24 protein-coding genes are annotated in these 26,115 nt (G+C 38.1%); 15 read left to right on the forward strand and 9 right to left on the reverse strand.

Going from position 1 to position 26,115, the window contains the following annotated elements; translation table 11 throughout:
• Window positions 1–5 precede the first annotated feature (5 nt).
• Together dapF and IO68_RS32180 are read left to right on the forward strand one after the other, a co-directional pair.
• Complete coding sequence (gene dapF, locus IO68_RS32175; RefSeq protein WP_023014249.1) at window positions 6–860, forward strand: diaminopimelate epimerase; 855 nt, start codon at window positions 6–8, stop codon at window positions 858–860.
• A 70-nt stretch (window positions 861–930) separates the two neighbouring features.
• Window positions 931–1,545, forward strand: a complete 615-nt coding sequence (locus IO68_RS32180; RefSeq protein ID WP_023014250.1) for an alpha/beta fold hydrolase — start codon at window positions 931–933, stop codon at window positions 1,543–1,545.
• A gap of 33 nt (window positions 1,546–1,578) precedes the next feature.
• On the opposite strand, the gene IO68_RS32185 is transcribed toward IO68_RS32180, so the two are convergent.
• On the reverse strand, window positions 1,579–2,190 hold the full coding sequence (locus tag IO68_RS32185) for a LysE family translocator (protein ID WP_023014251.1): 612 nt from the start codon (window positions 2,188–2,190) through the stop codon (window positions 1,579–1,581).
• A 161-nt stretch (window positions 2,191–2,351) separates the two neighbouring features.
• Between IO68_RS32185 and xerA the strand changes: the two genes are divergently transcribed.
• The 6 genes from xerA (at window position 2,352) to gyrA (ending at window position 9,879) form a co-directional block, all read left to right on the forward strand.
• A complete protein-coding gene (gene xerA / locus IO68_RS32190) occupies window positions 2,352–3,245 on the forward strand; it encodes a site-specific tyrosine recombinase/integron integrase (RefSeq protein WP_023014252.1) in 894 nt (297 codons plus the stop codon).
• Window positions 3,235–3,804, forward strand: a complete 570-nt coding sequence (locus IO68_RS32195; protein WP_023014253.1) for an HD domain-containing protein — start codon at window positions 3,235–3,237, stop codon at window positions 3,802–3,804. The genes xerA and IO68_RS32195 overlap by 11 nt, the downstream gene beginning before the upstream one ends.
• A gap of 470 nt (window positions 3,805–4,274) precedes the next feature.
• A complete protein-coding gene (locus IO68_RS32200; protein WP_004878445.1) occupies window positions 4,275–5,024 on the forward strand; it encodes an electron transfer flavoprotein subunit beta/FixA family protein in 750 nt (249 codons plus the stop codon).
• A 12-nt stretch (window positions 5,025–5,036) separates the two neighbouring features.
• Window positions 5,037–5,972, forward strand: a complete 936-nt coding sequence (locus IO68_RS32205) for an FAD-binding protein (protein ID WP_004878446.1) — start codon at window positions 5,037–5,039, stop codon at window positions 5,970–5,972.
• A 185-nt stretch (window positions 5,973–6,157) separates the two neighbouring features.
• A complete protein-coding gene (locus IO68_RS32210; protein WP_023014254.1) occupies window positions 6,158–6,793 on the forward strand; it encodes a hypothetical protein in 636 nt (211 codons plus the stop codon).
• A gap of 353 nt (window positions 6,794–7,146) precedes the next feature.
• A complete protein-coding gene (gene gyrA / locus IO68_RS32215) occupies window positions 7,147–9,879 on the forward strand; it encodes a DNA gyrase subunit A (RefSeq protein ID WP_023014255.1) in 2,733 nt (910 codons plus the stop codon).
• A gap of 24 nt (window positions 9,880–9,903) precedes the next feature.
• Here gyrA and IO68_RS32220 read toward each other — a convergent pair whose 3' ends face one another.
• From IO68_RS32220 to IO68_RS32235, 4 genes are read right to left on the reverse strand one after another with little or no spacing between them, the layout of a single operon-like run.
• The gene (locus IO68_RS32220; RefSeq protein ID WP_023014256.1) at window positions 9,904–11,016 is read right to left on the reverse strand and encodes an ABC transporter permease; all 1,113 of its coding nucleotides are present in this window, start codon (window positions 11,014–11,016) and stop codon (window positions 9,904–9,906) included.
• Window positions 11,013–12,143: an ABC transporter permease gene (locus IO68_RS32225; RefSeq protein ID WP_023014257.1), complete on the reverse strand. Its 1,131-nt coding sequence runs from the start codon at window positions 12,141–12,143 to the stop codon at window positions 11,013–11,015. Before IO68_RS32225 ends, IO68_RS32220 begins: the two co-directional genes overlap by 4 nt.
• A 3-nt stretch (window positions 12,144–12,146) precedes the next feature.
• On the reverse strand, window positions 12,147–13,310 hold the full coding sequence (locus IO68_RS32230; RefSeq protein ID WP_023014258.1) for an HlyD family secretion protein: 1,164 nt from the start codon (window positions 13,308–13,310) through the stop codon (window positions 12,147–12,149).
• A gap of 12 nt (window positions 13,311–13,322) precedes the next feature.
• Window positions 13,323–14,819: a TolC family protein gene (locus tag IO68_RS32235; RefSeq protein ID WP_023014259.1), complete on the reverse strand. Its 1,497-nt coding sequence runs from the start codon at window positions 14,817–14,819 to the stop codon at window positions 13,323–13,325.
• A gap of 348 nt (window positions 14,820–15,167) precedes the next feature.
• Here IO68_RS32235 and serC point away from each other — a divergent pair, with 348 nt between their 5' ends.
• The gene (gene serC, locus IO68_RS32240) at window positions 15,168–16,247 is read left to right on the forward strand and encodes a 3-phosphoserine/phosphohydroxythreonine transaminase (protein ID WP_004878453.1); all 1,080 of its coding nucleotides are present in this window, start codon (window positions 15,168–15,170) and stop codon (window positions 16,245–16,247) included.
• Between the two features lie 78 nt (window positions 16,248–16,325).
• Here the strand turns inward: serC and IO68_RS34040 are convergent, their stop codons facing one another.
• Both IO68_RS34040 and IO68_RS32245 read right to left on the reverse strand, forming a co-directional pair.
• Window positions 16,326–16,469, reverse strand: a complete 144-nt coding sequence (locus tag IO68_RS34040) for a hypothetical protein (protein ID WP_004878454.1) — start codon at window positions 16,467–16,469, stop codon at window positions 16,326–16,328.
• Between the two features lie 35 nt (window positions 16,470–16,504).
• Window positions 16,505–17,443 carry a hypothetical protein gene (locus tag IO68_RS32245; RefSeq protein WP_007481545.1) on the reverse strand — a complete coding sequence of 313 codons (939 nt, stop codon included), beginning with the start codon at window positions 17,441–17,443 and terminating at the stop codon, window positions 16,505–16,507.
• Between the two features lie 230 nt (window positions 17,444–17,673).
• On the opposite strand from IO68_RS32245, the gene IO68_RS32250 reads away from it, so the two are divergent.
• Both IO68_RS32250 and IO68_RS32255 read left to right on the forward strand, forming a co-directional pair.
• On the forward strand, window positions 17,674–18,144 hold the full coding sequence (locus IO68_RS32250; protein ID WP_004878458.1) for a YaiI/YqxD family protein: 471 nt from the start codon (window positions 17,674–17,676) through the stop codon (window positions 18,142–18,144).
• Window positions 18,145–18,151: 7 nt separating this feature from the next.
• Window positions 18,152–19,045: a DMT family transporter gene (locus tag IO68_RS32255; RefSeq protein WP_023014260.1), complete on the forward strand. Its 894-nt coding sequence runs from the start codon at window positions 18,152–18,154 to the stop codon at window positions 19,043–19,045.
• Here the strand turns inward: IO68_RS32255 and IO68_RS32260 are convergent.
• Window positions 19,042–19,620 (reverse strand): PilZ domain-containing protein, encoded by a 579-nt coding sequence (locus tag IO68_RS32260; RefSeq protein WP_007481538.1) that lies wholly within the window; start codon window positions 19,618–19,620, stop codon window positions 19,042–19,044. The genes IO68_RS32255 and IO68_RS32260 overlap by 4 nt on opposite strands.
• Window positions 19,621–19,645: 25 nt before the next feature.
• Here IO68_RS32260 and IO68_RS32265 point away from each other — a divergent pair, with 25 nt between their 5' ends.
• The 4 genes from IO68_RS32265 to IO68_RS34070 all read left to right on the forward strand — a co-directional run bounded on the left by IO68_RS32265 (window position 19,646) and on the right by IO68_RS34070 (window position 25,015).
• Window positions 19,646–20,881 (forward strand): lipoprotein-releasing ABC transporter permease subunit, encoded by a 1,236-nt coding sequence (locus IO68_RS32265; RefSeq protein WP_004878461.1) that lies wholly within the window; start codon window positions 19,646–19,648, stop codon window positions 20,879–20,881.
• Window positions 20,874–21,560: a lipoprotein-releasing ABC transporter ATP-binding protein LolD gene (gene lolD / locus IO68_RS32270; protein WP_004878462.1), complete on the forward strand. Its 687-nt coding sequence runs from the start codon at window positions 20,874–20,876 to the stop codon at window positions 21,558–21,560. Before IO68_RS32265 ends, lolD begins: the two co-directional genes overlap by 8 nt.
• 86 nt (window positions 21,561–21,646) lie before the next feature.
• Window positions 21,647–24,094, forward strand: coding sequence for a DNA internalization-related competence protein ComEC/Rec2 (locus tag IO68_RS32275; RefSeq protein ID WP_023014261.1), 2,448 nt, complete (start codon window positions 21,647–21,649; stop codon window positions 24,092–24,094).
• A 90-nt stretch (window positions 24,095–24,184) separates the two neighbouring features.
• A complete protein-coding gene (locus tag IO68_RS34070) occupies window positions 24,185–25,015 on the forward strand; it encodes a hypothetical protein (RefSeq protein WP_023014262.1) in 831 nt (276 codons plus the stop codon).
• Between the two features lie 58 nt (window positions 25,016–25,073).
• On the opposite strand, the gene IO68_RS32280 is transcribed toward IO68_RS34070, so the two are convergent.
• A complete protein-coding gene (locus tag IO68_RS32280) occupies window positions 25,074–26,021 on the reverse strand; it encodes a lysophospholipid acyltransferase family protein (protein ID WP_023014263.1) in 948 nt (315 codons plus the stop codon).
• Between the last annotated feature and the right edge of the window lie 94 nt (window positions 26,022–26,115).

The following is a 26,115-nucleotide window of genomic DNA, read 5'->3' on the forward strand; positions in this document are numbered from 1 at the left end:
TTGAGATGTATTTAGAATTTACCAAAATGCATGGTCTGGGCAATGACTTTATGGTCGTTGACCTTGTTACCCAACGAGCTTATTTAGACACGGTCACGATTCAACGTTTGGCTGATCGTCACTTCGGCGTTGGTTTTGACCAGCTTCTGATTGTAGAACCACCTGATTTACCTGATGTTGATTTTAAATATCGTATCTTTAATGCAGATGGTTCTGAAGTCGAGCAATGTGGTAACGGCGTACGTTGTTTTGCGCGTTTTGTACATGAGCGTCAACTGACGACGAAAACAAAAATCCGCGTACAAACTAAAGCTGGCATCGTTGAACCTGAATTAGGTGCGAACGGTTGGGTTCGAGTGAATATGGGCTATCCAAAGTTCTTGCCGCAGGAAATTCCTTTTGTTGCGGAAGAAAATGAAGATACTGAAGGTTTGTATTCATTGGCTTTAGCTGAAGAGAAGAGCATTAACATAGATGTTGTGAATATGGGGAATCCCCATGCGGTGACGATTGTTTCTGATGTGTTGACTGCTGATGTTGCCAAAATTGGTCCGCAAGTTGAGTCTCATGTACGTTTTCCTGAACGTGTTAACGCTGGATTTATGCAAATCTTGAATGAAAAACAAGTGCGACTCCGTGTATTTGAGCGTGGTGTAGGCGAGACATTGGCGTGTGGAACAGGTGCTTGCGCTGCTGCTGTCAGCGGCATGCGCCGTGGTTTACTTGCCAATGAGGTTGAAGTTCAACTGGCTGGTGGAAAACTACATATTGCTTGGCGTGAAGGTGATGTGGTTTGGATGACAGGCCCAACCACGCATGTTTATGATGCACGATTGGATTTAAGATATTTTCAAAGTTAAAATTTGATCAAATAAACACCCATTATTGGGTGTTTATTTTTAGAGAGAATAATAATTTTAAAGGATAGCTATGAATAATCTTGTGTTTCTTGCTGGCGCATCAGGCAATACAGAATTTTGGAATCCGCTGACTGCACAATTGCCGAAGAGCTATACCAAACAGGTCATGGCCTATCCAGGTTTTCATGGTGTGGCTGCACATCCAGATATAAATAGTTTTGATGATTTAACCGATTATGTGGTTGCACAGATTCAACAACCCTCGATTTTAATTGCTCAATCAATGGGTGGTATTTTTGCTATTGCAGCAGCATTAAAAAAGACACATTTGATTAAAGGCTTAGTTTTGATTGCAACCTCTGGCGGTATTAATTTAGATCAGTTTCAAGTCCAAGATTGGCGACAAGGTTATCAAGCCGAATACTTGAAATATCCAGATTGGTTTGTAACAGCAAATATAGCCTACGAAAATTCATTAACTGATATTGATATAAAAACTTTACTCATTTGGGGAGATCAGGATCTCATTAGCCCTGTTCCAGTTGGACAATATCTCAATCGTATTCTGAAAAACTCAACGTTATATATTGTCAAAAATGGTGATCATCAACTTGCAGAGAAATATGCAAATGAAGTTAGCCTGCAAATTAAGCATTATTTAGAGGAATTATCGTTATCAAACTGAAAAAAGCGTACCAACATAAAGTGGTATACTTTTTTATCTTTTACTGAATGCGAGTTTTAAAGCAAATAAAATAAAAATGCTGCCTGTGATGCGATCCATATACTGAATAAACTTAGGTTGCTTTAAATAGCTAGAGACTGACTGCATTGCAGCAATTAAAAAAACAGACCAAATAAATCCTAATATGACATGGATAGAGACAAGACCCATCGTCCAAATTACTGGAGAAGAGGATGGAGGGATGAATTGTGGAAGAAAAGAAATATAGAAAATACCAACTTTGGGATTCAATAAATTTCCCCAAAACCCTCGTATGAACCAATTTTGAGTTACTGCTATTTCATTGATATTTGCAAGTTGAGTACGTGGTTTTAAAATAAGATTGAGACCTAACCAAGCAAGATAAATTGCTCCGGCCCACTTCAATACATTGAAGGCAAGATCAGACGTCATCAACAGCGCACCTAAACCACAGGCCACAATAATACCCCATGCGACACATCCTAAATTTATTCCTAAAGCAGCTTGAAAAGCTTTCGCTCGACCTTCCAGTGTTGCTGTTCGGATAATCAATGTTGTATCCAATCCAGGCGTGATGGTTAGTACCGTGATTGCAATCAAATATGGAATAAGTATCGTTGACATTTTAGGGAGCGCTCAGTAAAGCTTGAATTCGATTGTATTACATCAATAATGATTCTTGGAGTGCTGTTGGCGCTATTTAGGAAATATTTGTTAGACTTTAATAATTGGTGATTTAGGTCAGAATGGAGAGCGAATTGGAAGCCCCAGAAAAACTGCTGTCCATGTGGTTAAAAGAACGAATTATTCAAAATCAGTCTGAACATACGATTTCAGCATATCAACGTGATCTAACTGGCTTTTTTAAATTTTGTGAAAATAAGCAATTAAATTTGCAAGATGTTGAAGCTTCAGACTTGAGAGAGTATTTAGCGGCGCGTGTTGAGCGTGACCAATTAAGTTCAAGCAGTTTACAGCGTCATTTAACCTCTATTCGTCAGTTTATGAAATGGGCAGAGCAAGGTCAGTATTTAGCACAAAATCCATCAGAAGACTTTAAGTTAAAACGCCAGCCAAGACCTTTACCGGGGCTAATTGATATCGAAACGGTTCATCAAATATTAGATCAGGCTTTGCCTGAAAAACCCATAGAGCAACAACTTTGGGCAAGAGATAAGGCGATATTGGAATTATTGTATTCCAGTGGTCTGCGTTTGGCTGAGTTGCAAGGATTAACCATTAAAGATATTGATTTCAATAGACAGCTTTTACGGATCACAGGTAAAGGAAATAAAACGAGAATAGTTCCCTTCGGTTCCCCAGCAAAACAAAGCTTGATTGATTGGCTGAAGATTTATCGTATTTGGCAAGGTAACTTCACTGCTGAATCAGCGGTTTTTATTTCTCAACGGGGTCATGCATTAACACCTCGGCAGATTGAAAATCGAGTTAAGCTGCAAGCGCAACGCGCTGGTGTAAATATCGATTTACATCCACATTTATTAAGACATTGTTTTGCCAGTCATATGCTGTCAGCCAGTGGGGACTTACGTTCAGTACAAGAAATGCTAGGACATAGCAATTTATCGACCACGCAAATTTATACACATGTCGACTTTGATCAGTTGGCAAAAGTATACGATCAGACACATCCACGGGCGCAAAAGAATGAACATTGAAAAGTACCCGCAACCATTAGCTCAAGTTGCATTTAGGCAATGTTGTGAATTAATTGATGAGATTTTGCAAGATTATCGAGCAGTTATAAATCAAAGCTATCAAGGTTATTTAAATCACTGTAAGCGTGTGGCGGCATGTTGTTTGATGTTAAGTAAGGATGATAGTAAAGAAACACTGCGTAAAATTGCGATTGCTGCGGCTTTTCATGATATTGGTATATGGACTGCACACACTATTGATTATATTAAACCTTCGGTTGAGGAAATGCGGCAATATCTTGTATCAAATGAGTTGTTAATGTGGGAAAAAGAAATCACATTAATGATTACTGAGCATCATAAGGTCACTAAGGCTGAATATCATTTAGTTGAAAAATTTCGACGGGCTGATTATGCCGATTTCACACTTGGGTTAGTTCGATCAAATATTCCATTGAGTGAATTTCATAAATTGACAAGAGAATTCCCAAATAATGGTTTTCATAAGACCTTAATTTATTTGGGAATAAAACGTCTATTGCAAAAACCATGGAGCCCACTACCGATGTTTAAATGGTAGTTAGAACTTATGATTGTGCTTTAGATAAACTTTGAACGATACATTATGTTTCAAATGCGGTTGATTAATAATCAGCTGTATACACACTTTATCGTTAGAGAATGTTTAATTCGTGTTCTTACTTTTTTGCCAAGTTTTGGTAAATTGAAAAATGTGTTAAAGCATAAGTCAAACTGATTAATTTGGGTTTTAAGCATTAAATCAATTTTGTATTTTTTAGATCATTGAATTTATTAAAATATTAAATAAATCAAAGCATAATAATTTTAATTTAATTGTTCTGAATTGCATTTATCAAACTCAACTTTTATTTAGTGAACTGAGCATTTCATCTTTTTTACAGGCATAGCGGAAATTCTGACTTGACCGAAATGCCAAATACATTGCAAGATAGGGCACCTAAAAAGTTTCAATCGAAGAGTTAGAATACTCTTCACTACATTTACTTGCTTAGAACAGCCGAGGATTACATGAAGGCTCTTGTTGCTGTAAAACGTGTGGTTGATGCCAACGTTAAAGTTCGTGTTAAGCCGGACAATAGTGGGGTTGACCTTACCAACGTTAAGATGTCAATTAACCCATTCTGTGAAATCGCAGTGGAAGAAGCGGTTCGCTTAAAAGAAAAAGGAACGGTTTCAGAAATCGTTGTTGTTTCAGTGGGTTCTAAAGACGCGCAAGAACAAATTCGTTCTGCAATGGCTTTAGGTGCTGACCGTGGTATTTTAGTTGAAACTGCTGATGAAGTTGGCGCATTAGAAGTTGCTAAGATTCTTAAAGGCGTTGTTGATGCTGAAAAACCAGAACTTATTCTTCTTGGTAAACAAGCAATCGATGATGACTCTAACCAAGTAGGTCAAATGCTTGGTGCTTTACTTGGTGCAGGTCAAGGTACTTTCGCATCTGAAGTTAAAGTTGATGGCGGTAAAGTTCAAGTTACTCGTGAAATCGACGGTGGTTTACAAACTGTTGAGCTTGCACTTCCTGCAATCATCACAACTGACTTACGTTTGAATGAGCCACGTTATGCTGCTCTTCCAAACATCATGAAAGCTCGTAAGAAGCCTCTTGATACTAAAACTCCAGCTGATTACGGTGTTGCAACAGGCACTAAGCTTAAAACTGTTAAAGTTGAAGCACCTGCTGAACGTAAAGCTGGCGTACAAGTGAAGTCTGTAGACGAGCTTGTTGAAAAATTGAAAAATGAAGCGAAAGTGATCTAAGGGAGTAAAATCATGAGTATTTTAGTTATCGCAGATCACAACAACCAAGCTTTGAATGGTGCAACTTTAAACGTTGTTGCAGCAGCTCAAAAAATTGGTGGTGACATTACTGTATTAGTTGCTGGTTCTGGCGCTCAAGCAGTTGCTGACGCTGCTGCTAAAGTTGCTGGTGTGAGCAAAGTATTGCTTGCTGACAATGCTGCTTATGCTAACCAACTTGCTGAAAACGTTGCTGGCTTAGTTGCTGACATCGCGAAAGGTGGTTACAAATACGTATTAGCTGCTTCTACAACGACTGGTAAGAACCTTCTTCCACGTGTTGCTGCGCTTCTTGACGTAAGCATGATTACAGACATCATTGCTGTAGAATCTGCAAATACGTTTAAGCGTCCTATCTATGCAGGTAACGCGATCGCAACTGTTCAATCTGACGAAGCAATTATCGTTGGTACAGTTCGTGGTACTGCATTTGATGCGGTTGCTGCTGAAGGCGGTTCTGCTGCAGTTGAAGCGGTTGCTGAAGCAAACGATGCTGGTATTTCTAAGTTTGTTAGCGAAGAAATCGTTAAACTTGATCGTCCAGAATTAACTGCTGCTCGTATCGTAGTTTCTGGTGGTCGTGGTGTAGGTTCTGGTGAGAACTACCATAAAGTACTTGACCCATTAGCTGATAAGCTTGGTGCAGCACAAGGTGCTTCACGTGCTGCGGTTGATGCTGGTTTCGTACCAAATGACTTCCAAGTTGGTCAAACTGGTAAAATCGTTGCGCCTGATCTCTACATGGCGATCGGTATCTCTGGTGCGATCCAGCATTTAGCTGGTATGAAAGATTCTAAAGTTATTGTTGCGATCAACAAAGACGAAGAAGCGCCAATCAACAGCGTTGCTGACTACTGGTTAGTTGGTGATTTGAACACTGTTGTACCAGAATTGGTATCTAAACTTTAATTCTTTGAATTAAGTTGAAAAACGCTCCTAAAGGAGCGTTTTTTTATGATTAAAAAATCTGAATAATATGTATCGCGTCCTAAATTCTATTATCAAATTAAGTTATTGTTTTAATCTTAAAGTGTACTTGTTAGTACACTTTTGCTAAAATTAGCTTTTATCCAATTTGGATAGGTTATCTCCTGATGAAATTTGATATGCGCTTTGATGCTAAGGCGCTATTTTTGCTTAGCTTAGTATTGCTTACTCTCCTGATCTCTATTACAAAAGTTGAGTGGTTGTTGACGTGGAATGTACATTTAATCGAGGATGTACAAGCTTTAATCTTACTTCTATGTGTGCCTTTTACTTGGTTCTATATGAAGCCTAAAAGCTTATCAGATCAAAAGAAATGGTTTTGGATGTGGGCTATCGCATGGTGGTTTATGTTTTTTGGGCGGAGTATCAGTTGGGGGCGTGACTTTTTCCCTGATGTTGCAAAGATTTACTTTAGAGCCATCTCTGTGGTTGTGATTGCACCAGTCGTATTTATGCTTTTCTCCTCGAAATTACGTGCAGAGATTGCGTATAAAGTATGCTTTGTCAGATTTCCATTTTGGTATTTAATGATAGCAATCGTATCTTTATTTTTCGCCGACTGTGTCGAGCATCATCGTCTGATTGGTTCATGGCTATTGACTGATCTAGCGAGCCAAGATGTCGTAGAAGAATTATATGAAACACCATTTATTTTTGCGTTATTTTCTGCTGCTCTTTTCTTTATGCAGCAAGATCGACCAGTTGAGGTTGATATGGCAATGGTGTGTACAGAATCTAACTAATATTTAAAAAGCCTGCAGCTATTGTTCTAGATTAGTGGGCTTTAAAATCTATATTGCAATCCTAGGAATCATTATTTTTACAAGCCGTTTTGTTTATATTTTAATCAAATTGGGTCTTTAATTATTCGTATCTTTTCCAATCCAATTCAATGTTTTTAACTTGTTAATTCTAATAAACTTTTTATTGTAAAAAAATGCTATTTTCCGATTGCTGTACTCCCCGTTTATATGACCTTTATGCTATAATTTTTCGCTGTATTTTTTATTTTTAGTTCCAATTTCTGGGCTAAATTTTTGCAAGATTGAAGACATAAAAACAGATAGAAATTTCTATTTGTACACAAGGAGTATGCATGAGCGTATCGGAAATCAGACCGATTGCCATTGAGGACGAACTCAAGCATTCATATTTAGATTACGCGATGAGCGTAATTGTTTCTCGTGCATTGCCAGATGTTAGAGACGGTCTAAAACCTGTTCACCGCCGTGTACTATATGCGATGCATGAATTGGGCAACGATTATAACAAAGCGTACAAAAAGTCTGCTCGTGTTGTCGGGGACGTGATCGGTAAATATCATCCACACGGTGATAGCGCAGTTTATGAAACGATCGTTCGTATGGCGCAAGACTTTAGCTTGCGTTATATGCTTGTTGATGGTCAAGGTAACTTCGGTTCTGTCGATGGGGATAGCGCAGCTGCAATGCGTTACACCGAAGTTCGTATGCAAAAATTAACCCATGAGATTTTAGCTGATCTTGAAAAAGATACGGTTGATTGGGAAGATAACTACGACGGTTCCGAGCGTATTCCTCAAGTGATGCCGACACGTATCCCTAATCTTTTGATTAATGGTACGACAGGTATTGCGGTGGGTATGGCGACCAATATGGCGCCGCACAATATGACCGAAGTTGTGAATGCGTGTTTGGCTTATGCAAATAATCCGAATATTTCTGTAGAAGGTTTGATGGAACACATTACTGGTCCAGATTTCCCTACAGGCGGCATTATTTACGGTAAATCAGGTATTGTAGATGCTTACCGTACAGGTAAAGGTCGTTTGCATATTCGCGGTAAATATCACTTTGAAGAAGACCAAAAAACAGGTCGTACCACGATTGTCTTTACTGAGATTCCTTATCAAGTCAACAAAGCAAAAACCATTGAGCGTATTGCTGAGTTAGTGAAAGAAAAGAAACTCGAAGGTATTTCTGAGCTTCGTGATGAGTCTGATAAAGAGGGTATGCGTATTGCCATCGACTTGAAGCGTGGCGAAAACGCTGAAGTTGCAGTCAATAATTTATTCTTGCATACACAGCTACAAAACTCATTCAGTATCAACATGGTCTGCCTAGACAATGGTCAGCCAAAGTTGATGAACCTAAAAGATATCATTGCGGCATTTATTCGTCACCGCCAAGAGGTTGTGACTCGCCGTACCATGTACGAATTACGTAAGGCTCGTGAACGTGGTCATATCTTAGAAGGTTTAACGGTAGCTTTGGCAAATATCGATGCCATTATTGAAACCATTAAAACATCTGCAAACCCAGCTGAAGCACGTGAGCGTTTGCAAGCGGGTGAGTGGGCTGGCGGTGGTGTTGTTGCATTGCTGGAAAAAGCGGGTGCAATTTCAGTTCGCCCTGATGAGATCGAAGGCGAAGATCCTGCACGTCCATTCGGTTTGTCTGGTGATATTTATCGCTTATCACCAACTCAAGTTGGCGCAATCTTAGAATTACGTTTACACCGTTTAACTGGCTTAGAACAAGATAAGTTACACGCAGAATATACCGAGATTTTAGGTCAAATCGCTGAATTAACAGCAATTTTAAATGACTTTAACTTGTTGATGAACGTGATTCGTGAAGAACTTGCTTTGATTTTGCAACAATACGGTGATGGTCGTCGTACTGAGATTGTTGAGTCAGGTGTTGATTTCTGCCGTGAAGACTTAATTCCTGAAGAGCAAGTTGTTTTGACTGTGTCTCAAACAGGTTATGCAAAAACTCAACCACTTTCTGATTATCAAGCACAACGTCGCGGTGGTCGTGGTAAGTCTGCAACTGCAATGAAAGATGATGACATTATTCAGCATTTAATTGTGGCTTCAAACCATGCAACGGTATTGTGCTTTACCAATGTGGGTAAAGTTTATCGTTTACGTGTGTTTGAAGTACCACAAGCATCTCGCGGTGCTAAAGGTCGCCCAATCATTAATTTACTTCCGCTGGAAGCAAATGAAACCGTAACAGCGATCTTGCCGTTGACGGAGTTCCCTGAGAATCACTATGTATTTATGGCGACTGCATCAGGTACGGTAAAACGTGTTGAACTCGCGCAATTTAGTAATGTTCGTTCAAATGGTTTACGTGCGATTGAGCTGAATGAGGAAGATACCTTAATTGGTGTGGCGATTACGGATGGTAATCAGCAGATTATGTTGTTCTCGAATGAAGGTAAGGCAATTCGTTTTGCTGAAACTGATGTTCGTGCAATGGGACGTACTGCGAAAGGCGTGCGTGGTATGCGTGTAAGTTTTGCAAGCAATACCATTGAAGCTGAAGATGCGGATGTTGAAAATGATGATAGCGATGACAATGATGATTCATCAGATTCGAATTTAATCAGCCGTATTGTTTCATTGGTAGTTGTGCCAGAAACTGGGGAAGTATTGTGTGCATGTGCTAACGGTTATGGTAAACGTACACCTGTAGATGACTTCCCAACCAAGAAACGTGGTGGTAAAGGTGTCATTGCAATTAAGACAAGTGAGCGTAATGGTGAGCTTGTTGGTGCAGTATCAATTGATGAAACTAAAGAACTCATGCTGATTTCTGATGGTGGTACATTGGTACGTACTCGTGCTGCTGAAGTTGCGACGACTGGACGTAATGCTCAAGGTGTTCGTTTAATCCGTTTAAGTGATGCTGAAACACTTGTCGGTGTTGTATCTATTGAAGCTGTAGAAGATGACGAAGAGTTGGATGCTATAGAGGAATCGGTAGAAAATACTGAAGCCGAAACAGTAACTTCTGAAGAAGTTGTTGCTGAGCCAAAAGATGATGCGCCTGAAGCGTAATCATTGAGGTAATAAAAAAGGAAGCTAATCAGCTTCCTTTTTTACTGGTTTCATGATGACTAAGCGATAATAAGACAATGCCAAAAAGATTGCGCCCAGAGTTATAAGATAGATAAGTTTTGGGATCACAAGCGATGTTGGTACTCCCATTTGATTGAGTTGTACAAACATCTGTACGCCATTCGTGGACGGCAGTGTCCATGCAAACCATTGCATCCATTCTGGCATTGATTCATGTGGCCATGCCGTTCCTGTAAGTAGAAATAAGGGAACAGAAGTCACGACTATTAAATGTCCCACGCGTTCTGGCATATCAACTAAGGAGCCGACTAGCATCCCTAAACCAATAATACAACTAACATAAATCGGTACAGCTAACAGCATGCCCCAGAAATTGCCACCATGTGGATATTCATACAACCAAAATGTAAATCCGAATAAATATAAACATCCTAAACAGCCAATGGTAAATATAGCTGTAAAAGTTGCCCAAAATTCGATGGGTTTCGCAGCCCAGCCATTTTCACGATAACTGGCGATCAGCATGGCTAAGCCAAGTAAAATTGTTTGGTGAATGATCAAACTTGCGACTGCTGGGAAAATATAGCTTCCATAACCTGAGATTGTGTTGAACAGCGGAATCTGATGAATTGAAAGCTCTGGATGAAACTGTGAAGCATTGCCAAATTTCTCTAGATATTCTTGCAAGGTATATTCAATAGAACCTGCTAAACCTACGCCGACTTCTTTTGTTCGAATGAAATATGCAGTACTCAGATAAAGGCCAATCCCTCCCATTTCACCGCGTTTGAGACTATTGGTTAGATTCTCGGGTAAAAGTAAAATGCCTTCCGCTTGTTGATTTTGAACCATTCGCTGAGCTTCAAGAAAATTATCAGTCACAATCTTGATCTTGATATGAGGGCTGTTAGACGCTTGGCTAATGATCTTTGACGTTAAAATACTTTGTTCTTCATCGACGATCACAATTGGAATATCTTCGGCTGTTTGTGCTTTATACGCGGTTGGATAAAAAAAACTATATAACAAGATCGCGGCAATCAATGTCGTAAAAACTGAGCTATTGGCAAAAATATTCTTAAACGTCTGAATGTAATAATCGAAAAATGATTTCATGGATGAATCTCCTGAACATTTTTCTTGAGTAGACGAATACTAAGTACAAAGAACAAGATGGCGAAAATAACTAAAATGCTAAAAGGTATAAGTGAAACATCAAGGTCACTACCAATAATCCATTGTTCTGTTTGTAGCTTGGCATAGGGGGTATAAGGAATAATCATTGACCAAAATTGAGTAAATGCAGGAGCATTATTCAAGGGTAAAGTGATTCCTGAAAAACTAGGGGATGATCCACCATAAAGTGCAATAAAACCAAAAGTTTTTGGCAGGTTTTTTGTCGCAAGAACAACAGTACTGCTAATAACAGCATAGGAAAAATAGAATAGAAATTGTGCAGCTAGAATGAGTATTAGTGAACCTGCAATGAAATAACCGCGGACATGCGCTAACCAAAACATCCAACATGCTGTCCATGCACAGAAAATGAAAACATAAGGCAATATTTTACCTAGTAAGCTTGAAATCACCTGTTTAGAATTGACCCATTCATTAACCGTTTTCCGCTTAAACTCTTGCCCAATGGCGAAAGCCACACAGCAACATAACAAGAGATGTAGCACAGCAGGCACCATAAATGGCTCAAGAAACAATTCATAACTCATACTTGGGTTATAAAGGGTTGAGATTTTGATGTGTGGTGTGGGGACATCTAAATATGGAATAGTATTAGCCAGATAGCTTTGCCCTAAATACTCAGCCATACCATTTAAAGTACTGATGAGCATGGCGGAGGAGATGGTATTACCAATACTAAAAAAGGATTGGTTATAGGCAATGCTAATTTGCGCATCCTGGGCTTTAACTAAGCGTTGCTCAGCACCTTCGGGAATCATCACAAATCCCCAAGCCTCAGTTGTATTAATCAGTTTTTCTGCTTCATCTTGGCTAGAGGTAATCGTTTTGATTTTTAACGTATGATTAATACTGAGCGCATGAATAACCTTACGACTCATTTCACTTTGATCTTGATCTATCACCACAATCGGTAAATGTTCGGCTTTACCAGATGAAAACATATTCCCAAACAGCAAAATAATCAGCAAAGGTGCAATCACTGCCATAAAAAGATCAACTTTATGACGTTTGAGATAACGCAACTCCCGCAGCATCACTGCAAACATTGCTTATTTTACCTCTTCAATTTTGAATAATACGCTCATACCAACTTTTAGATCAGGAATGGATTGCTCTGGGACTAAGTGAAATTTAAAACTGCGAATATCGTAACCACCAGTTTGGCGTGTGGTTTTAATCGTCGCAAAGTCACCCTCGGCATCAATGCTCTTAACCTTAAATGTTGTTTTACGATCAAGGGCAGGGATGTAACCTTCCAGTGTTTTAGTTTTATACACTGAGCTATACATATCTTCACGAACGTTCAAGCTGATCCACAGATCATGGTCTTCAATGATACTGACGACAGGAACTCCTGTTGCAACTAATTCAGTCGGTTTACCATAAGTTTTTGAGACAGTGCCATCGGTAGGTGAATAGAGTTTGGTTTCTTCGGTCAGTGCATTTGCTTCTTTCACTGCTGCTTGAGCCATCGCAACTTGCGCATCAGCAGTAGATTTTTGTTGCTCGGTACTGCCGCGTTTTGCACGAGCATATTGTTGATATGCTGCTTCTGCGGCCTCACGAGCAGAGGTTTTTGCCGCTAACATCTCGTCACGACGCTGACGTGAAATAACACCTTGTTGATAAAGGTTTTCGCCACGTTTATAGGTTGTAGCAGCTAACTCTGCTTGTGTCTGCATTGCTTGCCAGTTGGCATAGAGAGTATCGATATTTTCTTGTTGCGCACCACGATAAATAGTTGAGTGAAAAGCTGTCGCACTTTGTAAGGCTGCTTGGGCTTGTTCTTTCTTGGCTTCTAATTCAGGGCTAACAAAACGAACCAGTGCTTGTCCTTTTTTGATACTTTGACCTTCAGTCACATAAAATTCTTCAATACGACTCGGAACTTTGGTACTGATATGTACAGTTTCAGCTTCGACTCGACCTTGCAATTCAATCGCTTGCGGCTGATAGGCTTTCCATAGTCCAAAAGCAATCAAGCCTAATAATAGAATTAGGACAATTAAACCAATAATTTTAGCTTTACTTTTTTTCGGTGGTTCAGTTGGTTGAATTTCTTGATTTGAAGGTGTATTTGCAGCATCCACTTTTTCGGTATGCTCAATAGGTGAAACTTGTTCTATCTGAGTTTCTGTTGAAGAAGTATCTGTCGTTTGCTTAACTTGATCTGTATCACGTTCAGAATTGGATGATGATTGATTTTGGCTCATAAGTTTCTCCAATTAACGGATATAGTCAGTTCGTGGTTGATTCACATAAAGCTTGAACTCGTCAATCGAACCATAGCTTTGCAATAAAGTCGCGAGCGATAAAATATATTTATACGCATTGATCGACATTTCGCTTTTTAAAGCACTTAATGCATTTTGTGCATCAATCACTTGGGTTGCTGTTCCCATTCCTTCTTTAAAAGATAGCTGTTGAATGCGTAAGTTTTCTTGAGCAGCTTTAATATTTTGGGTGAGAAGTTGATGACTAGTCTGTGATGAGTTTAACTCGCTATAAGATTTGTATATGACATTTTCAACTTCTTGCTTGGTTCGCTCTGTCATGAGTTCAGCAGCATATTTCTTCAGCTCAGCTGCACGGATGTTTTTATTATTATCGATCCCAGAGAAAAGGTTGTACTTTGCCATAACGCCAACAATCCAATTCTCTTTGCTATCTAAACCGTATTCCCCAAAGGCAAAAACACTAGGTTTCTTCGCTGATTGTTGAACTTTGATATTTTCATTCGCAAGCTCAGTATCCATTTTTAGCTTTTTAATCAAACTCGAATTTTGGTCATAGTTTGCTAGTAATTTGTCTAAAGACTGACTTTGCGTATTATTAACAAAAAGTGGTGTTGTTAGGCTGAGGTCTTCTTTGGTTTTTAATAGGTTTTGAAGACTAAATTCACTGGCGCGAAGATTTGATTTTGCATTTTGATAAGTACGTTCTGCATTGTTACGAGCGACTTCAAATTGCATGCGCTGACCTTTATTAATAAAGCCTTGCTGTTCAAGTTTCAGAGCATTGTTATAATGTTCTTGCATCGCATTTAGATTAAATAAACTCGCATTCAGCAACTGTTGTTGTAACTGCACATTGAAATAAGATTGGATCATTTCAAATCTTTGCGAGTCTTGTTGTTGTTTTTCGCTAATGTTAGAGCGTTGTGCTTGAATCGTTGCAATTTGCTTGGCGCTGGTAATTTTTCCACCTGTATAAATCGGCATTACCATTGAAATAGAGGTGCGAACATCGTGGTCTTTAATTGTGACGTCAACATTATTCGGTGCTTTATTTAAGCCATCACTGACAACTTGATCGAATCCTTGACCAACTTGATCAATTACATCTGGCGGTAATACATTTTCCCATTGCGATAATTTGTCATCAAATCCACGCGTGAGCGAGTTTTCGAGCCTACGTTTACTTGATTCGAGTGGGACGCTGGTTTCACTATGAAATGAATAGGCTGTTGCATTTAAATCAATGCGTGGCAGTCCTAAGTATTTAACTGCCTCCATTTCGAGTTGTGAAGCTTGTTGTAAAGCTTGCTGCGCTTGAGAGGCGTAGGCATTTTCTACAACATATTGTTCCGCCTCGTTATAACTAAATGTTTGTGCGAATAAAGATGTTGAAAATAAGGCACTGCTGATTAAGCTAATACTTAAACAAAGTTGCTTTGGAAACCGTTTGACCTGAACATTGGGCCGATTATGTCGTTTCAACATGATGATATATCGCAATTTAATAATACCTGCGCTAGTCTAAGTTTTTTTTGTAAAATTTAAATATTATGTTTTTAATTAAATAGTTGAATGCATAGAATTGGTGTAGTTAATTTGTAAAAAATAGAGTATTTAATCTATATATCAGATTGAAAATTAAAATAATTTATCTTTCATAATTTTTATTAAAAGACAATTTGAAAATTTATGGAAATCACAAAAACATCATTGAAAAATTAAACTATTTTTTACAGTCAAATTGAAATATTTACTGGATAAGCTGCTGCAAGCTTCGCCAATCTATGATTAAATTCCCATCTCAATTTGTTTCACTTTAACAAGGGAAAACTCATGCGTGCTTATAATTTCTGCGCTGGTCCTGCTGCATTACCTACTGCTGTTTTAGAAAAAGCTCAACAAGAGATGTTGGATTGGCAGGGTAAGGGCTTGTCGATCATGGAAATGAGTCATCGTAGCAATGACTATGTTGCTGTCGCAGAAAAGGCAGAAGCTGATTTACGCAAGCTCATGAATATTCCTGAAAACTATAAAGTGTTATTCTTACAAGGTGGCGCATCCTTACAATTCTCAGCGATTCCGCTTAATTTACTCGGTAAAAATAATAAAGCGGATTATATTCATACGGGTATTTGGTCTGAGAAAGCATTAAAAGAAGCAAAACGTTATGGCGATATTAATATCGTTGAAGCGGGCACCATGATTGATGGTAAACATGCGATTACTGAACAAAGTACTTGGAATCTATCGAATGATGCTGCGTATGTTCATTATGCAGATAATGAAACGATTGGTGGATTGCAATTCGCGAGTGTACCTGATGTAGCTGCTCCTTTGGTTTGCGATTATTCATCAAGTATTTTGTCTGCGCCAGTAGATGTGAATAAGTTTGGACTTATTTATGCGGGTGCCCAAAAGAACATTGGGCCTGCTGGTTTAACCATTGTCATTATTCGTGAAGATTTATTAGATCAAGCAAAACCTGAGATCCCAAGTATCTTGAAATATGCTGATCAAGCGAAGAACGGTTCTATGGTGAATACACCAGCAACGTATGCTTGGTATTTATCTGGACTGGTATTTGAGTGGTTACTTGAGCAGGGTGGGGTAGATGCAATCTACAAAATGAACCAAGCGAAAGCAAAATTGCTCTACGGTTATATTGACTCAAGTGATTTCTACAACAACCCAATCGCTGTACCAAATCGCTCTATGATGAATGTACCATTTACACTTGCAGACGAAGCACTTGAAAAGACATTCTTAAAAGAAGCTGAGCAAAATCATTTGCTTAACTTGGCAGGTCATCGTTCAGTTGGTGGTATGCGTGCAAGTATTTATAACGCTGTACCATTGGAAGGTGTTCAAGCTCTTGTGAACTTTATGGATGAATTCGCGAAACGTCACGGATAAGCCATATATTATAGATAAAATAAAAGCCCTCATCATTGAGGGCTTTTATTTGAATTAGGTCATGGTCAAAAATTAGAATTAGAACAAGCCAATTTGATGAAAAATGATTGCTGCTAGAAACATACCTAGTAAAAAAAAGCAAAAAGCACCAACATCAAGTTTAAGCCCTTGGTCGCTTGAATGAATAAGACTGGTGGTCGTTTGTTCTGGTATAATTTTCATTAGAACGCCTAAAATGCCATTTATGTGATTTTTTGTCACTTAGAAGCAGTTTTAGCATAAATATTCGCCTGAATCCATAGGTTACCGCGAATATATTCACCAATGTTAAAGTTTTTATACAAAACGTTTTTAGTTGCAATACGAATTAAGATTGCAGGTAAATCATCTTCTAAAACTAAAGTGACATCATAAAGGGTATATTCATCCTGCATAAACTGCATCGTTGTTTTACCCACGATATTACCTTGAAACCAAGCTTCATCTTCTTGTCCTAATGTCTCACCAAATAAATAGGCAACCATTTTAGAAAAGTCGACAGTTACAGGTTCTTGATCTTCTGGCGTTTTTGGTTCCCACTCATTAATAAGCTCCTGTAAATTTTCAGGTGCGATACCATTATGTTCAGCCAAAATTGCATTTAAAGCACGGTGATGTTTAATTGAAGCTGGATCATCAACAACGATTTTCTCATCTTTAGCAACAGGTTCTAATTCATATGCCCAAGCATTAAACTGAACTTGATAGGTTTGGTTTTTATCATACTGACAGTTATTTACGCTGAACAAATTATCGAAGGCATAAATAATGGTATTTTTATTTAAATTTAGACGTAATACTGCTTGTGTTGCAGAATCACAGGTAATAATACGCTCAATTTTTGCATCATATTTATATGGACTTTCAAAACTTGGAAAAGCAGTTTTTAATGCGCGAGGTTTTTGGTCTTCCACTGCAATAATTTGATTGATGCAAACCTTTTGTCCACTTGGTCCTTGGATAAGCCAAAATGACTGATCCATATCTTGTTCATCTTCACATAAGCCCATTGGCATTACGGGTGCATCTAGCGCCAATCCTAACCATTTGGGTACATCCACTTCAGGTGTATCTGTCAATAAGTTCCAATGCTCGACATGATTACCGAAATTTTGATCTTGAATTTTAATGGTTTCTGGACTGTTTTGATTTTTCATAAAGCGTGATGCTAAAAAGATTGAACTTATTCTATTAAATCGAGGGTAACCTCAATTTTTCAAGTCTGGATATGTAATTCTGAGCAATTATTTCTTTTTTATTTCCTTTAATTCAATGTTCTTATCATGGATTTTAGATGAAAAGTGCAATGCTTTTACTTGATCATTTTAACTCTACTTTTCTAGCAATCTGCTAAACTATACTTTTATTCAATTAGGCTTGTGCAAACGTGCTGCCATTTAAGTTATGGGTAGATGCAGATGCTTTACCTAAGATTTTACGTGAAGTGATTTTACGTGCTTCTGATCGCTATCAACTCGAAGTCACTTTTGTTGCCAATCAGAATGTTGGAATTACACCCTCTGTCAGAATTAAATCTATTCAGGTGATGAGTGGTGCTGATCGTGCCGATCAAGAAATTGTGGAACGTATGCAAGAGAATGATATTGTCATTACGCAAGATATTCCCTTAGCGGCTCAAGTGATTGAAAAAGGTGGTATTGCTATCCATCCTCGCGGTGAAATCTATACCACAGCGAATGTAAAAGCCCGACTTCATTTGCGTGATTTTATGGATACATTGCGTGGAGCTGGTGTACAGACAGGTGGCCCACCACCGATTTCTGAGAGAGATAAACGTGAATTCTCTAGCTCATTAGATCAAACGATTTTAAAACAAAAACGTAAAACTGCTTGCTGAGCACGCTATGCCATCACGTCTTAACTTAATGTTCACTTATGGATTGCTTGTATTTATTTGGGCGACAACGCCTTTAGCAATTGTCTGGAGTGTTTCAGATTTACATCCAATGTGGGCATTGGTTATTCGGTTCTTTATTGCATTACCGTTGGCAATGACGGTTTTACTATTTTTAAAAATTAAGTTTCCAGTTCATAAAATTGCCTTGCTAAGTTATGTTGCAGGCTCATTTAGTTTGATCGGATCACAGATTTTTACTTATGCAGCAACAGCTTATCTAAGTTCGGGTTTGATTGCGCTGATGTTTGGGCTTGCGCCAATTATGGCGGGTTTGATAGGACGATTTGGCTTTCACCAAAAGTTAGCAGGACTGCAATGGCTTGGTATGGGAACATCGATTGTTGGGCTGGCGATGATTTGTTTGAGTGGAAGTCAAAAGCATGTACAGCCAATCGGCATTGTCTTAATGTTGATCAGTGTTTTTTCATACTCACTATCTATTTTCTTGGTTAAAAAGATTAATGCTGATGTGCAGGCGATGGCACAAGCAACAGGATCAATCCTTTTTTCGACGATCATTGCAGTTATGATCTTGCCTTGGATTTGGCAATATGCACCTACGCACATTCCTTCGGCTAAGTCACTTTTAGCATTGGCTTATACTGTGATTATGGCTTCATTGATTGCAATGTTCTGCTATTTCAAATTGGTGCAAAATTTAAAAGCAACGACACTTTCACTTACCACAGTGATGACCCCAATGTTAGCAATTTTAGTCGGTGCTTATCTCAATAATGAACAGTTATCAATCCGCGTGTTTGTTGGTGCTGTCATCATCTTATTTGGCTTGCTACTTTATTTCTATAAAGATTTAAAGATGTACCGTCGTTTAAAAATTTAACCTTGATTGTTGTCACTCAGCTGAATACTGTCAGCAAGTTTTGCACGATCTTGAGGGTTAATCGTAATGAAGTAAGCCCCGATTCTAAATTTTCCGTGCTCTTCGGCTGTACTATATGCCACTTGCGCAGTTGCAGCGATGTGAAAGAAGTTTTCAGGGTGGCTTAACGTAATATGGATATAGGTGCCTTCATTCAGATCTTGGGTACTGAAGAAACTTAAGCCGTTTTCAGAGAAGTTAACTTGCTCAGGCACTGGCAATAAAGATTGCACAATATTGTCATAGAAAGACCCTGTGATAAGGTTCAACTTCTGATTAAATAGGGATAAGATGCGAGCAATTTGTTGATCTTTTTCATTTAATTGTTCTAATTCGTAGCGAAACGCATGATCAAATTGATCTAATTCTGCAAGTAGTAGAAAATAGCGTGGCAATACAAAATGAGAGTCATATGGGTCATTCAGTGCAACATCATCTGGAATGACTTGATAGTTGATTCTCAACACGGCATCAATACGAGACATCACACGACGTTCTGTGTTGTCGTCAACAAGATGATGTTGTGAACTTTCCATAATAAATCACCTCGGACTAGATGGTATGTTTAAGCCAATTTCGCTGTATATAGGGTTGAGATACACTCGTGCTCGGCGGAGTAATCATTTTATTTCTTTTATTGCCTTGGTTTCCATGATTGGTTTAACTCTCGGCGTTGCAGTCCTCATTACAGTATTATCTGTGATGAATGGTTTTGATCGTGAGCTTAAAAACCGTGTCCTTGGAATGGTTCCTCAAGCTACTGTTTCTTCTACTCAAATTCTAACAGATTGGCCTGAGCTTGTAAAAAAGGTTGAACAACATTCGCATGTGACGGGTGCTGCACCTTTTACCCAATTACAAGGCATGTTGACCGCTCAAGGGCAGGTCGCAGGCATCATGGTGACAGGGATTGAACCTGAATACGAAAAGAAAGTATCTATCATCCAGAACCATATGGTGGCAGGTGATTTAAATTCACTTAAAAAAGGTGAGTTTGGGATCGTGCTTGGTAAGGATATGACAGATGCATTAGGCTTGGGGCTTAATGATAATGTCACTTTGGTTTTACCAGAAGCAACGCCGTCACCAGCTGGTGTAGTACCTCGTTTTAAAAGATTTAAAATCGTGGGTATTTTTAGTGTAGGCGCTGAAGTTGATTCGATGGTGGGTTATATTGCCTTGAATGATGCATCGACATTATTACGTCTACCTGATGGGGCTCAAGGTGTACGTTTAAAACTTGATAATATTTTCGCAGCACCCAAAGTAGCCGACGAAATCGTGAGCCAATTACCAAGTAATTTCTACGCATCGAACTGGACATATACCCACGGTAATTTGTTCAATGCGATTCAAATGGAAAAAACACTTGTTGGATTATTATTATTCCTTATCATCGTGGTTGCCGCGTTTAACATCGTTTCATCACTGGTGATGGTCGTAACAGATAAAAAGTCAGATATTGCAATCTTACGTACTTTGGGTGCTTCACCATCGATGATTACTAAAATTTTCATGGTGCAAGGAACTGTGATTGGGGTAATTGGTACAATTGCGGGCACGATTTTAGGGGTAACGTTGGCTTTAACCATCAGTGATATTATTTCTTGGTTTAATACAGCCTTAGGTTTGAATCTGTTTGATGCCTATTTTGTACATTACTTACCTTCGTATTTAAGATGGCAAGATGTTGTTATTATCGTCATTGTGTCATTATTGCTGAGTTTCTTGGCGACAATTTATCCTGCATTGCGTGCAGCCAAAGTTCAACCTGCTGAGGCATTACGTTATGAGTAAAATTGTATTAGAAGCTAAAGATATTTTTAAACATTTTGATGATGGTAAAACTAAAGTTGAAGTGATTAAAGGTCTATCTTTACAAGTTAATGCGGGTGAATTTGTTTCAATCGTTGGTTCAAGCGGTTCAGGTAAAAGTACTTTATTGCATGTGTTGGGTGGTTTAGAGCAGCCAACACAAGGACAAGTTTTTTTACATGGCCAACGTTTTGATAATTTAGGCGAAGCAGAACGTGGTTATAAGCGTAACCAGCATCTAGGTTTCGTTTATCAGTTCCATCATTTGTTACCTGAATTTTCAGCGCTTGAAAATGTTGCAATGCCTTTGATGTTGCGTCGTGAAAGCAACTTTAAAGATGTGAAAAGACAAGCTGAATATTTACTTGATCGTGTAGGTTTATCGCATCGTATGGAGCATAAACCTGGTGAGTTGTCTGGTGGTGAGCGTCAGCGTGTTGCATTGGCGCGTGCATTAGTAACGAAACCTGCGGTTGTACTTGCTGATGAACCAACAGGAAATCTTGATCGTAAAACGGCACTCAGTATTTTCGAGCTGTTAACTGACCTGAAAAAAGAGTTGAATATGGCGATGCTGATCGTGACACACGATGAGCAGTTGGCACAATCTGCTGATTCGATTTTGCATATGCAAGATGGTTTATGGATTGATCAGCCATAATTTTTTAGTTTGTACTCTTGTTAAAGCCCTGAAAAAGGGCTTTAATTTTGCCCTTAGAAAAATCAAAAACTTAATTAAAAAATTAAATGTTAAAACTTATTCTTATAGGGTGGATTGCGGGTATTGCTTTGATGGGGCACAACCTTGCTTTTATCAATGCAACATGGTGGATATGGCTTGTATTGGCAATCCTTATATTTGCTATAGGATTTTATAAAAAACGACAGTCAGCCGTTCGTCAGCCTTTATCTATTTTTCTCATTTTAATAAGTTCAAGTTGGGCATTGTTTTGTGCTGGATATCATTTTGCTGATCAGGCATTGCAGCAACGCCTACAATTCCGCGAAACTCAAACACAGCCATTTGAAGCCATTATTTATATCAAGAAAATAGATGAGCTTAGCGACAATGGGCACAAGCAAATTGCGGAAGTTTTAAATCGCTATGATCAGCCTGTAAATTGGTTTCTGTATTTAAAGAAAAATAAAGATCAGTTTGACTTATCTTCTTCCTTAAAACTCGGTAGCTATTACAAAGTTTATGGCACGATCAAGCCAGCGCATAGTTATGCTGTTTCTGGTGCATTTGATCAAGAAAAATGGTTTTTGCAACAAAATGTCATGTCTGCATTTTCTGTAAAGCAGATCGAACTTCTGAGTGAGGATGAAGTTTATAAACTTGGTTATCAGCAACATTTAAAACAACAAAAAAGTATCACTGCAAAATTTCTTTTGAATGTCGAAATGATGCGATTGTCATTTCGATTAAAGTTACAGACCTCAAATTATCAGAATAAAGGACTGATGTTAGCATTGTTGACTGGCGATGAAAGTTTACTTTCTGATGAAATCAAACAACAATTTCAATTGCTTGGCATCTCACATTTATTGGCAATTTCAGGACCTCATGTACTGATATTTGCTTTGATGCTGACGTGGTTATTGCAGAAAGTGATACAACGTTATTGCCCACAACTTTATCTATGGCAGCCTAGACAGGTTGTATTGTTATTTCCTTTTATCTGCTGCGTATTGCTCTATGTTGCCTTTGTCGGGTTTGAAATCCCTGCACTTAGAACGTTACTCACGGTTTGTATTATTGGCTTTTTTCTTCTTGTTCGACAGTCGATTCGACCTTTTGCTTTGTTGGTATATAGCGCAAGTCTATTACTGATTTTTGATCCTTTTAGTATTTTATCAGCGGCATTTTGGTTGTCTTATGGTGCATGTTTTATTCTATTGAGAATTTATCAAACCATAGCGAAATTACCACAAGATCAACCGATGACTTATGTGCAAAAGGGATATTTTGCGATTAAGCTCTTAGTAGAATCACAATGGAAAATTTTTGTGGCTTTACTGCCGTTAGTACTCATTTTCTTTCAGCAAATTTCCTTATTCGCACCTTTGACTAATTTAATCGCCATACCATTTTTAAGTATGATTGTCATCCCATTGGATATTCTTGCTGCTTGCCTAAGTTCCATTATTCCAATATTAGGAACGCTTTTATTTTATATAAATGATGTCTGTTTATCCATTTTGTTGTGGATTTTAAGCTTTTTACAGCAAGCTTCACCTGCGTTATATGGTGTCAGTTGTACTCCACTCATGATGGTGAGTTTAATTGTCGGACTTATCATACTTTTTTTGCCACATGGAACATTTCCAAAAGCTTGGTCGTTGATTGGTTTTTTGCCCATTCTGTTAGGTTTCAAAGCACAACCAACCGTCTTAAATATTTTAGATGTTGGACAAGGGCAGGCGATTTTCCTGCAACACCCAGAGCACACTTTGATGATTGATACAGGTGGTTCTTATGATGAAACAAAATTTAGTATAGGCGAGCGCGTTATTATTCCCTTCTTACGTCAACAGGGTGTAAGGGAACTTGATCATGTGATGCTATCGCATCTGGATCAAGACCACAGTGGCGCATTTCCTAAGATTCAAAATGCTTTTGCTATTGAGCAAGTTCAGTCAAATGAATATCGTAGCACTATCCAATTTAAAGATAATTTCTCATTGTGTCAGCAGGGACAGCAGTGGACTTATACTAATCTTAAAATTGAAGTGCTATCACCACGTACTGAAGATTTAGCACTTGCGAGCAGTCAGCAAAATGAACAATCCTGTGTCATTTATTTAACTTTTTCCAATGCCCAGCCTTATCAGCACTTTTTAATTATGGGAGATGCGGGATGGGAAACTGAATATAAGCTTTTGCAGCAGTATCCTGATTTAAAAGTTGATGTATTGGTACTTGGTCATCATGGCAGTAAACATAGTTCTGCTTATGATTTTTTAGCAATATTAAGACCAAAGCTAGCGATTGCCTCAGCAGGTTTCGACAATCGTTATGGTCATCCGAGTTTAGAATTGCAACAGCGATTGAAAGCTTTGAATATTCCACTGCTGACGACTGTAAATGCTGGAACGATCAGCTTTATCTTTGATCAGGGACAGGTTCAGCTCAAGCAACAACGGCAACAGGTGAAATGGTTATCTTTAGGAAAAACTAATGACATATCATAATATAAAGTCTAGAATTTGAGTTAATAATGAAAATGGTTAATTAAATATTTATTATGATTTTTATCTTTAATATAAGTGAGTGGGGGACGCATGAAAATTCGCTGTCGTGATTGTGGTCATTCTGAGACAATGAATAAAGAGTTGATTCTAACTTTTCTTGGTGGTGCGGCAGCAGGTTTTGGTTTTTGGGCTTGGGTTTCATTTTTATTTGCTGGTACTGGTTTTGCAATGCCACTTTGTATTGCTATTGTAGTTGGTGGGCCTGCATTAGTTGCTAAATATGGAGATGAAATTGTTGAGTGGTTAGCTAATAAAGGTTATACCTGCAAAAAATGTAATGGTAACAAATGGATGCCGATTAGCGAAGAGGCTGATATAGAGTTAAATCGTTATAAAACAGAAGAAGCAGTTTTAAAAAATACGCTTAGTGAAAAAGAGCTAGAAATAAAAGAATTCTTATCAGAGCAAAATAATTTATTTTCGATTGAAGATCTAGAGCATTATTTTAATGAGCTTGAGCAAAAGGATAATACTATTGAAAATTTATTAAAGGATAAAGAAAAATGGGAGGTTTTGAAACAATCCTATACTCAAACTCAAGAACAAGTGAATCAGAGTTTTAAAAGACGTTTCAATGTTTGTTATCCATCTTTAATTTTTAATAAAAGAGCTTTAAAAGGAATTGGTCGGTTAAATGAAACTGCTTTGTTAAAATTTGAGCAAAAATTGGGGCAACTACAACACCGTTCAGATCAGTTGGTATACCGCGATAAAATTCAAGGCACTGATATTATTGAAATGGATTTTAATCAATCAGGCCGATTTTATATTCAGAAAGAAGGCGCATCTTTTCATATTGTATGCGTTGGAGATAAGAAGACTCAATTGGATGATTTAAAATTCATTAAAAATTTTTATTAAGCTTTTAAAAAATAATGAGAATTTTTAAATTCTCATTATTTTTAGTAATCTAAATATTTTACTGCTGCATTGCTTGATTGCGAACTTCATCAACTTTTTCTAATGCCTCTTTCTCATCAATGTCATAAATTTTTTTCAATGCCTTATTGGCACTAAAACGTTTATAACTCCAATGATAATGTTCAGGATAACGTCGAATCAGTTGTTCTAAGCTTTGATGAATGATCAGCGTACCATCCTCGGCAGTTCCTTGATAGATTTGAGGATTAATAGGTTCAATCACCATATCAAATCCATCTTGATCATTACGTTTAGTGTAGAGCAATAATGCAGCAGCTTTAGTTTTTTGAATCAGTTTTGCACTCAAGCTGCTTGAAGCTAGAGGAATACCAAAATAATTGACCATCTCACCACCATGATCAGGGGTATGGTCAGGCAAAATAGCTGTGGTTCCACCTTGTTTTAAAGCTTTAAAAATTTGACGCACGCCACTTTCATCCGTTGGAACAAGTTTTGCTTGTTCTCGGCTTCTCGCATCACGGACAAAACGATCAGCGTCAGGGTTTTTAACGGGCTTATACAAAATAGTCATTTGTGTATGTTGAGATAACAATGCATTCATTACTTCCCAGGTGCCAAAGTGTGGAAGAATCAAGACAACCCCTTTTTTTGCGGCGAGAGCTTCATGGAAATAATGTTCACCACTCACATGATGAATACGTTGAATATTTTTTTTGTTTGATGCTCCCCAAATGCTCAAAAACTCAAAATAGGACGTGATTTCATTTTGAATGGCTTGTTTTTTGAGTCGTTGATGTTCTTGTTCAGATAAATGTGGAAAAGCAATTCGGAGATTTAAACCAATAATTTTAGAAATTTTAGAGAGTTGAAATGTATTAAATAGTGCAGCCAGTAGTCTCGCAAAGAAACGCCCGAGTTGAATCGGCTGGCGGCTAATCAATTTTATAAGACGATAGGAAGTACTTGTCGATGTATGTTGGGTCATTTATCAAAGGTATTGAGAATTACAAAGGAAAGTATAATGCAAAAAATAATTATAAGTTAAGACAAGTTATTTAAACAGTTTTATGCAAATCCGC

Source organism: Acinetobacter sp. COS3, assembly GCF_000475335.1.
GTDB lineage: Bacteria > Pseudomonadota > Gammaproteobacteria > Pseudomonadales > Moraxellaceae > Acinetobacter > Acinetobacter venetianus.

Coding starts and splice junctions, on each gene's coding strand:
- IO68_RS32225 (WP_023014257.1), bottom strand. CDS start 12,143: ATGTTTGCAGTGATGCTGCGGGAGTTGCGTTATCTCAAACGTCATAAA.
- IO68_RS32180 (WP_023014250.1), top strand. CDS start 931: ATGAATAATCTTGTGTTTCTTGCTGGCGCATCAGGCAATACAGAATTT.
- IO68_RS32200 (WP_004878445.1), top strand. CDS start 4,275: ATGAAGGCTCTTGTTGCTGTAAAACGTGTGGTTGATGCCAACGTTAAA.
- IO68_RS32280 (WP_023014263.1), bottom strand. CDS start 26,021: ATGACCCAACATACATCGACAAGTACTTCCTATCGTCTTATAAAATTG.
- IO68_RS34040 (WP_004878454.1), bottom strand. CDS start 16,469: ATGAAAATTATACCAGAACAAACGACCACCAGTCTTATTCATTCAAGC.
- IO68_RS32220 (WP_023014256.1), bottom strand. CDS start 11,016: ATGAAATCATTTTTCGATTATTACATTCAGACGTTTAAGAATATTTTT.
- IO68_RS32260 (WP_007481538.1), bottom strand. CDS start 19,620: ATGGAAAGTTCACAACATCATCTTGTTGACGACAACACAGAACGTCGT.
- serC (WP_004878453.1), top strand. CDS start 15,168: ATGCGTGCTTATAATTTCTGCGCTGGTCCTGCTGCATTACCTACTGCT.
- IO68_RS32255 (WP_023014260.1), top strand. CDS start 18,152: ATGCCATCACGTCTTAACTTAATGTTCACTTATGGATTGCTTGTATTT.
- IO68_RS32235 (WP_023014259.1), bottom strand. CDS start 14,819: ATGTTGAAACGACATAATCGGCCCAATGTTCAGGTCAAACGGTTTCCA.
- lolD (WP_004878462.1), top strand. CDS start 20,874: ATGAGTAAAATTGTATTAGAAGCTAAAGATATTTTTAAACATTTTGAT.
- IO68_RS32245 (WP_007481545.1), bottom strand. CDS start 17,443: ATGAAAAATCAAAACAGTCCAGAAACCATTAAAATTCAAGATCAAAAT.
- IO68_RS34070 (WP_023014262.1), top strand. CDS start 24,185: ATGAAAATTCGCTGTCGTGATTGTGGTCATTCTGAGACAATGAATAAA.
- IO68_RS32230 (WP_023014258.1), bottom strand. CDS start 13,310: ATGAGCCAAAATCAATCATCATCCAATTCTGAACGTGATACAGATCAA.
- IO68_RS32275 (WP_023014261.1), top strand. CDS start 21,647: ATGTTAAAACTTATTCTTATAGGGTGGATTGCGGGTATTGCTTTGATG.
- IO68_RS32210 (WP_023014254.1), top strand. CDS start 6,158: ATGAAATTTGATATGCGCTTTGATGCTAAGGCGCTATTTTTGCTTAGC.
- dapF (WP_023014249.1), top strand. CDS start 6: ATGTATTTAGAATTTACCAAAATGCATGGTCTGGGCAATGACTTTATG.
- IO68_RS32185 (WP_023014251.1), bottom strand. CDS start 2,190: ATGTCAACGATACTTATTCCATATTTGATTGCAATCACGGTACTAACC.
- gyrA (WP_023014255.1), top strand. CDS start 7,147: ATGAGCGTATCGGAAATCAGACCGATTGCCATTGAGGACGAACTCAAG.
- xerA (WP_023014252.1), top strand. CDS start 2,352: ATGTGGTTAAAAGAACGAATTATTCAAAATCAGTCTGAACATACGATT.
- IO68_RS32195 (WP_023014253.1), top strand. CDS start 3,235: ATGAACATTGAAAAGTACCCGCAACCATTAGCTCAAGTTGCATTTAGG.
- IO68_RS32205 (WP_004878446.1), top strand. CDS start 5,037: ATGAGTATTTTAGTTATCGCAGATCACAACAACCAAGCTTTGAATGGT.
- IO68_RS32265 (WP_004878461.1), top strand. CDS start 19,646: ATGTTTAAGCCAATTTCGCTGTATATAGGGTTGAGATACACTCGTGCT.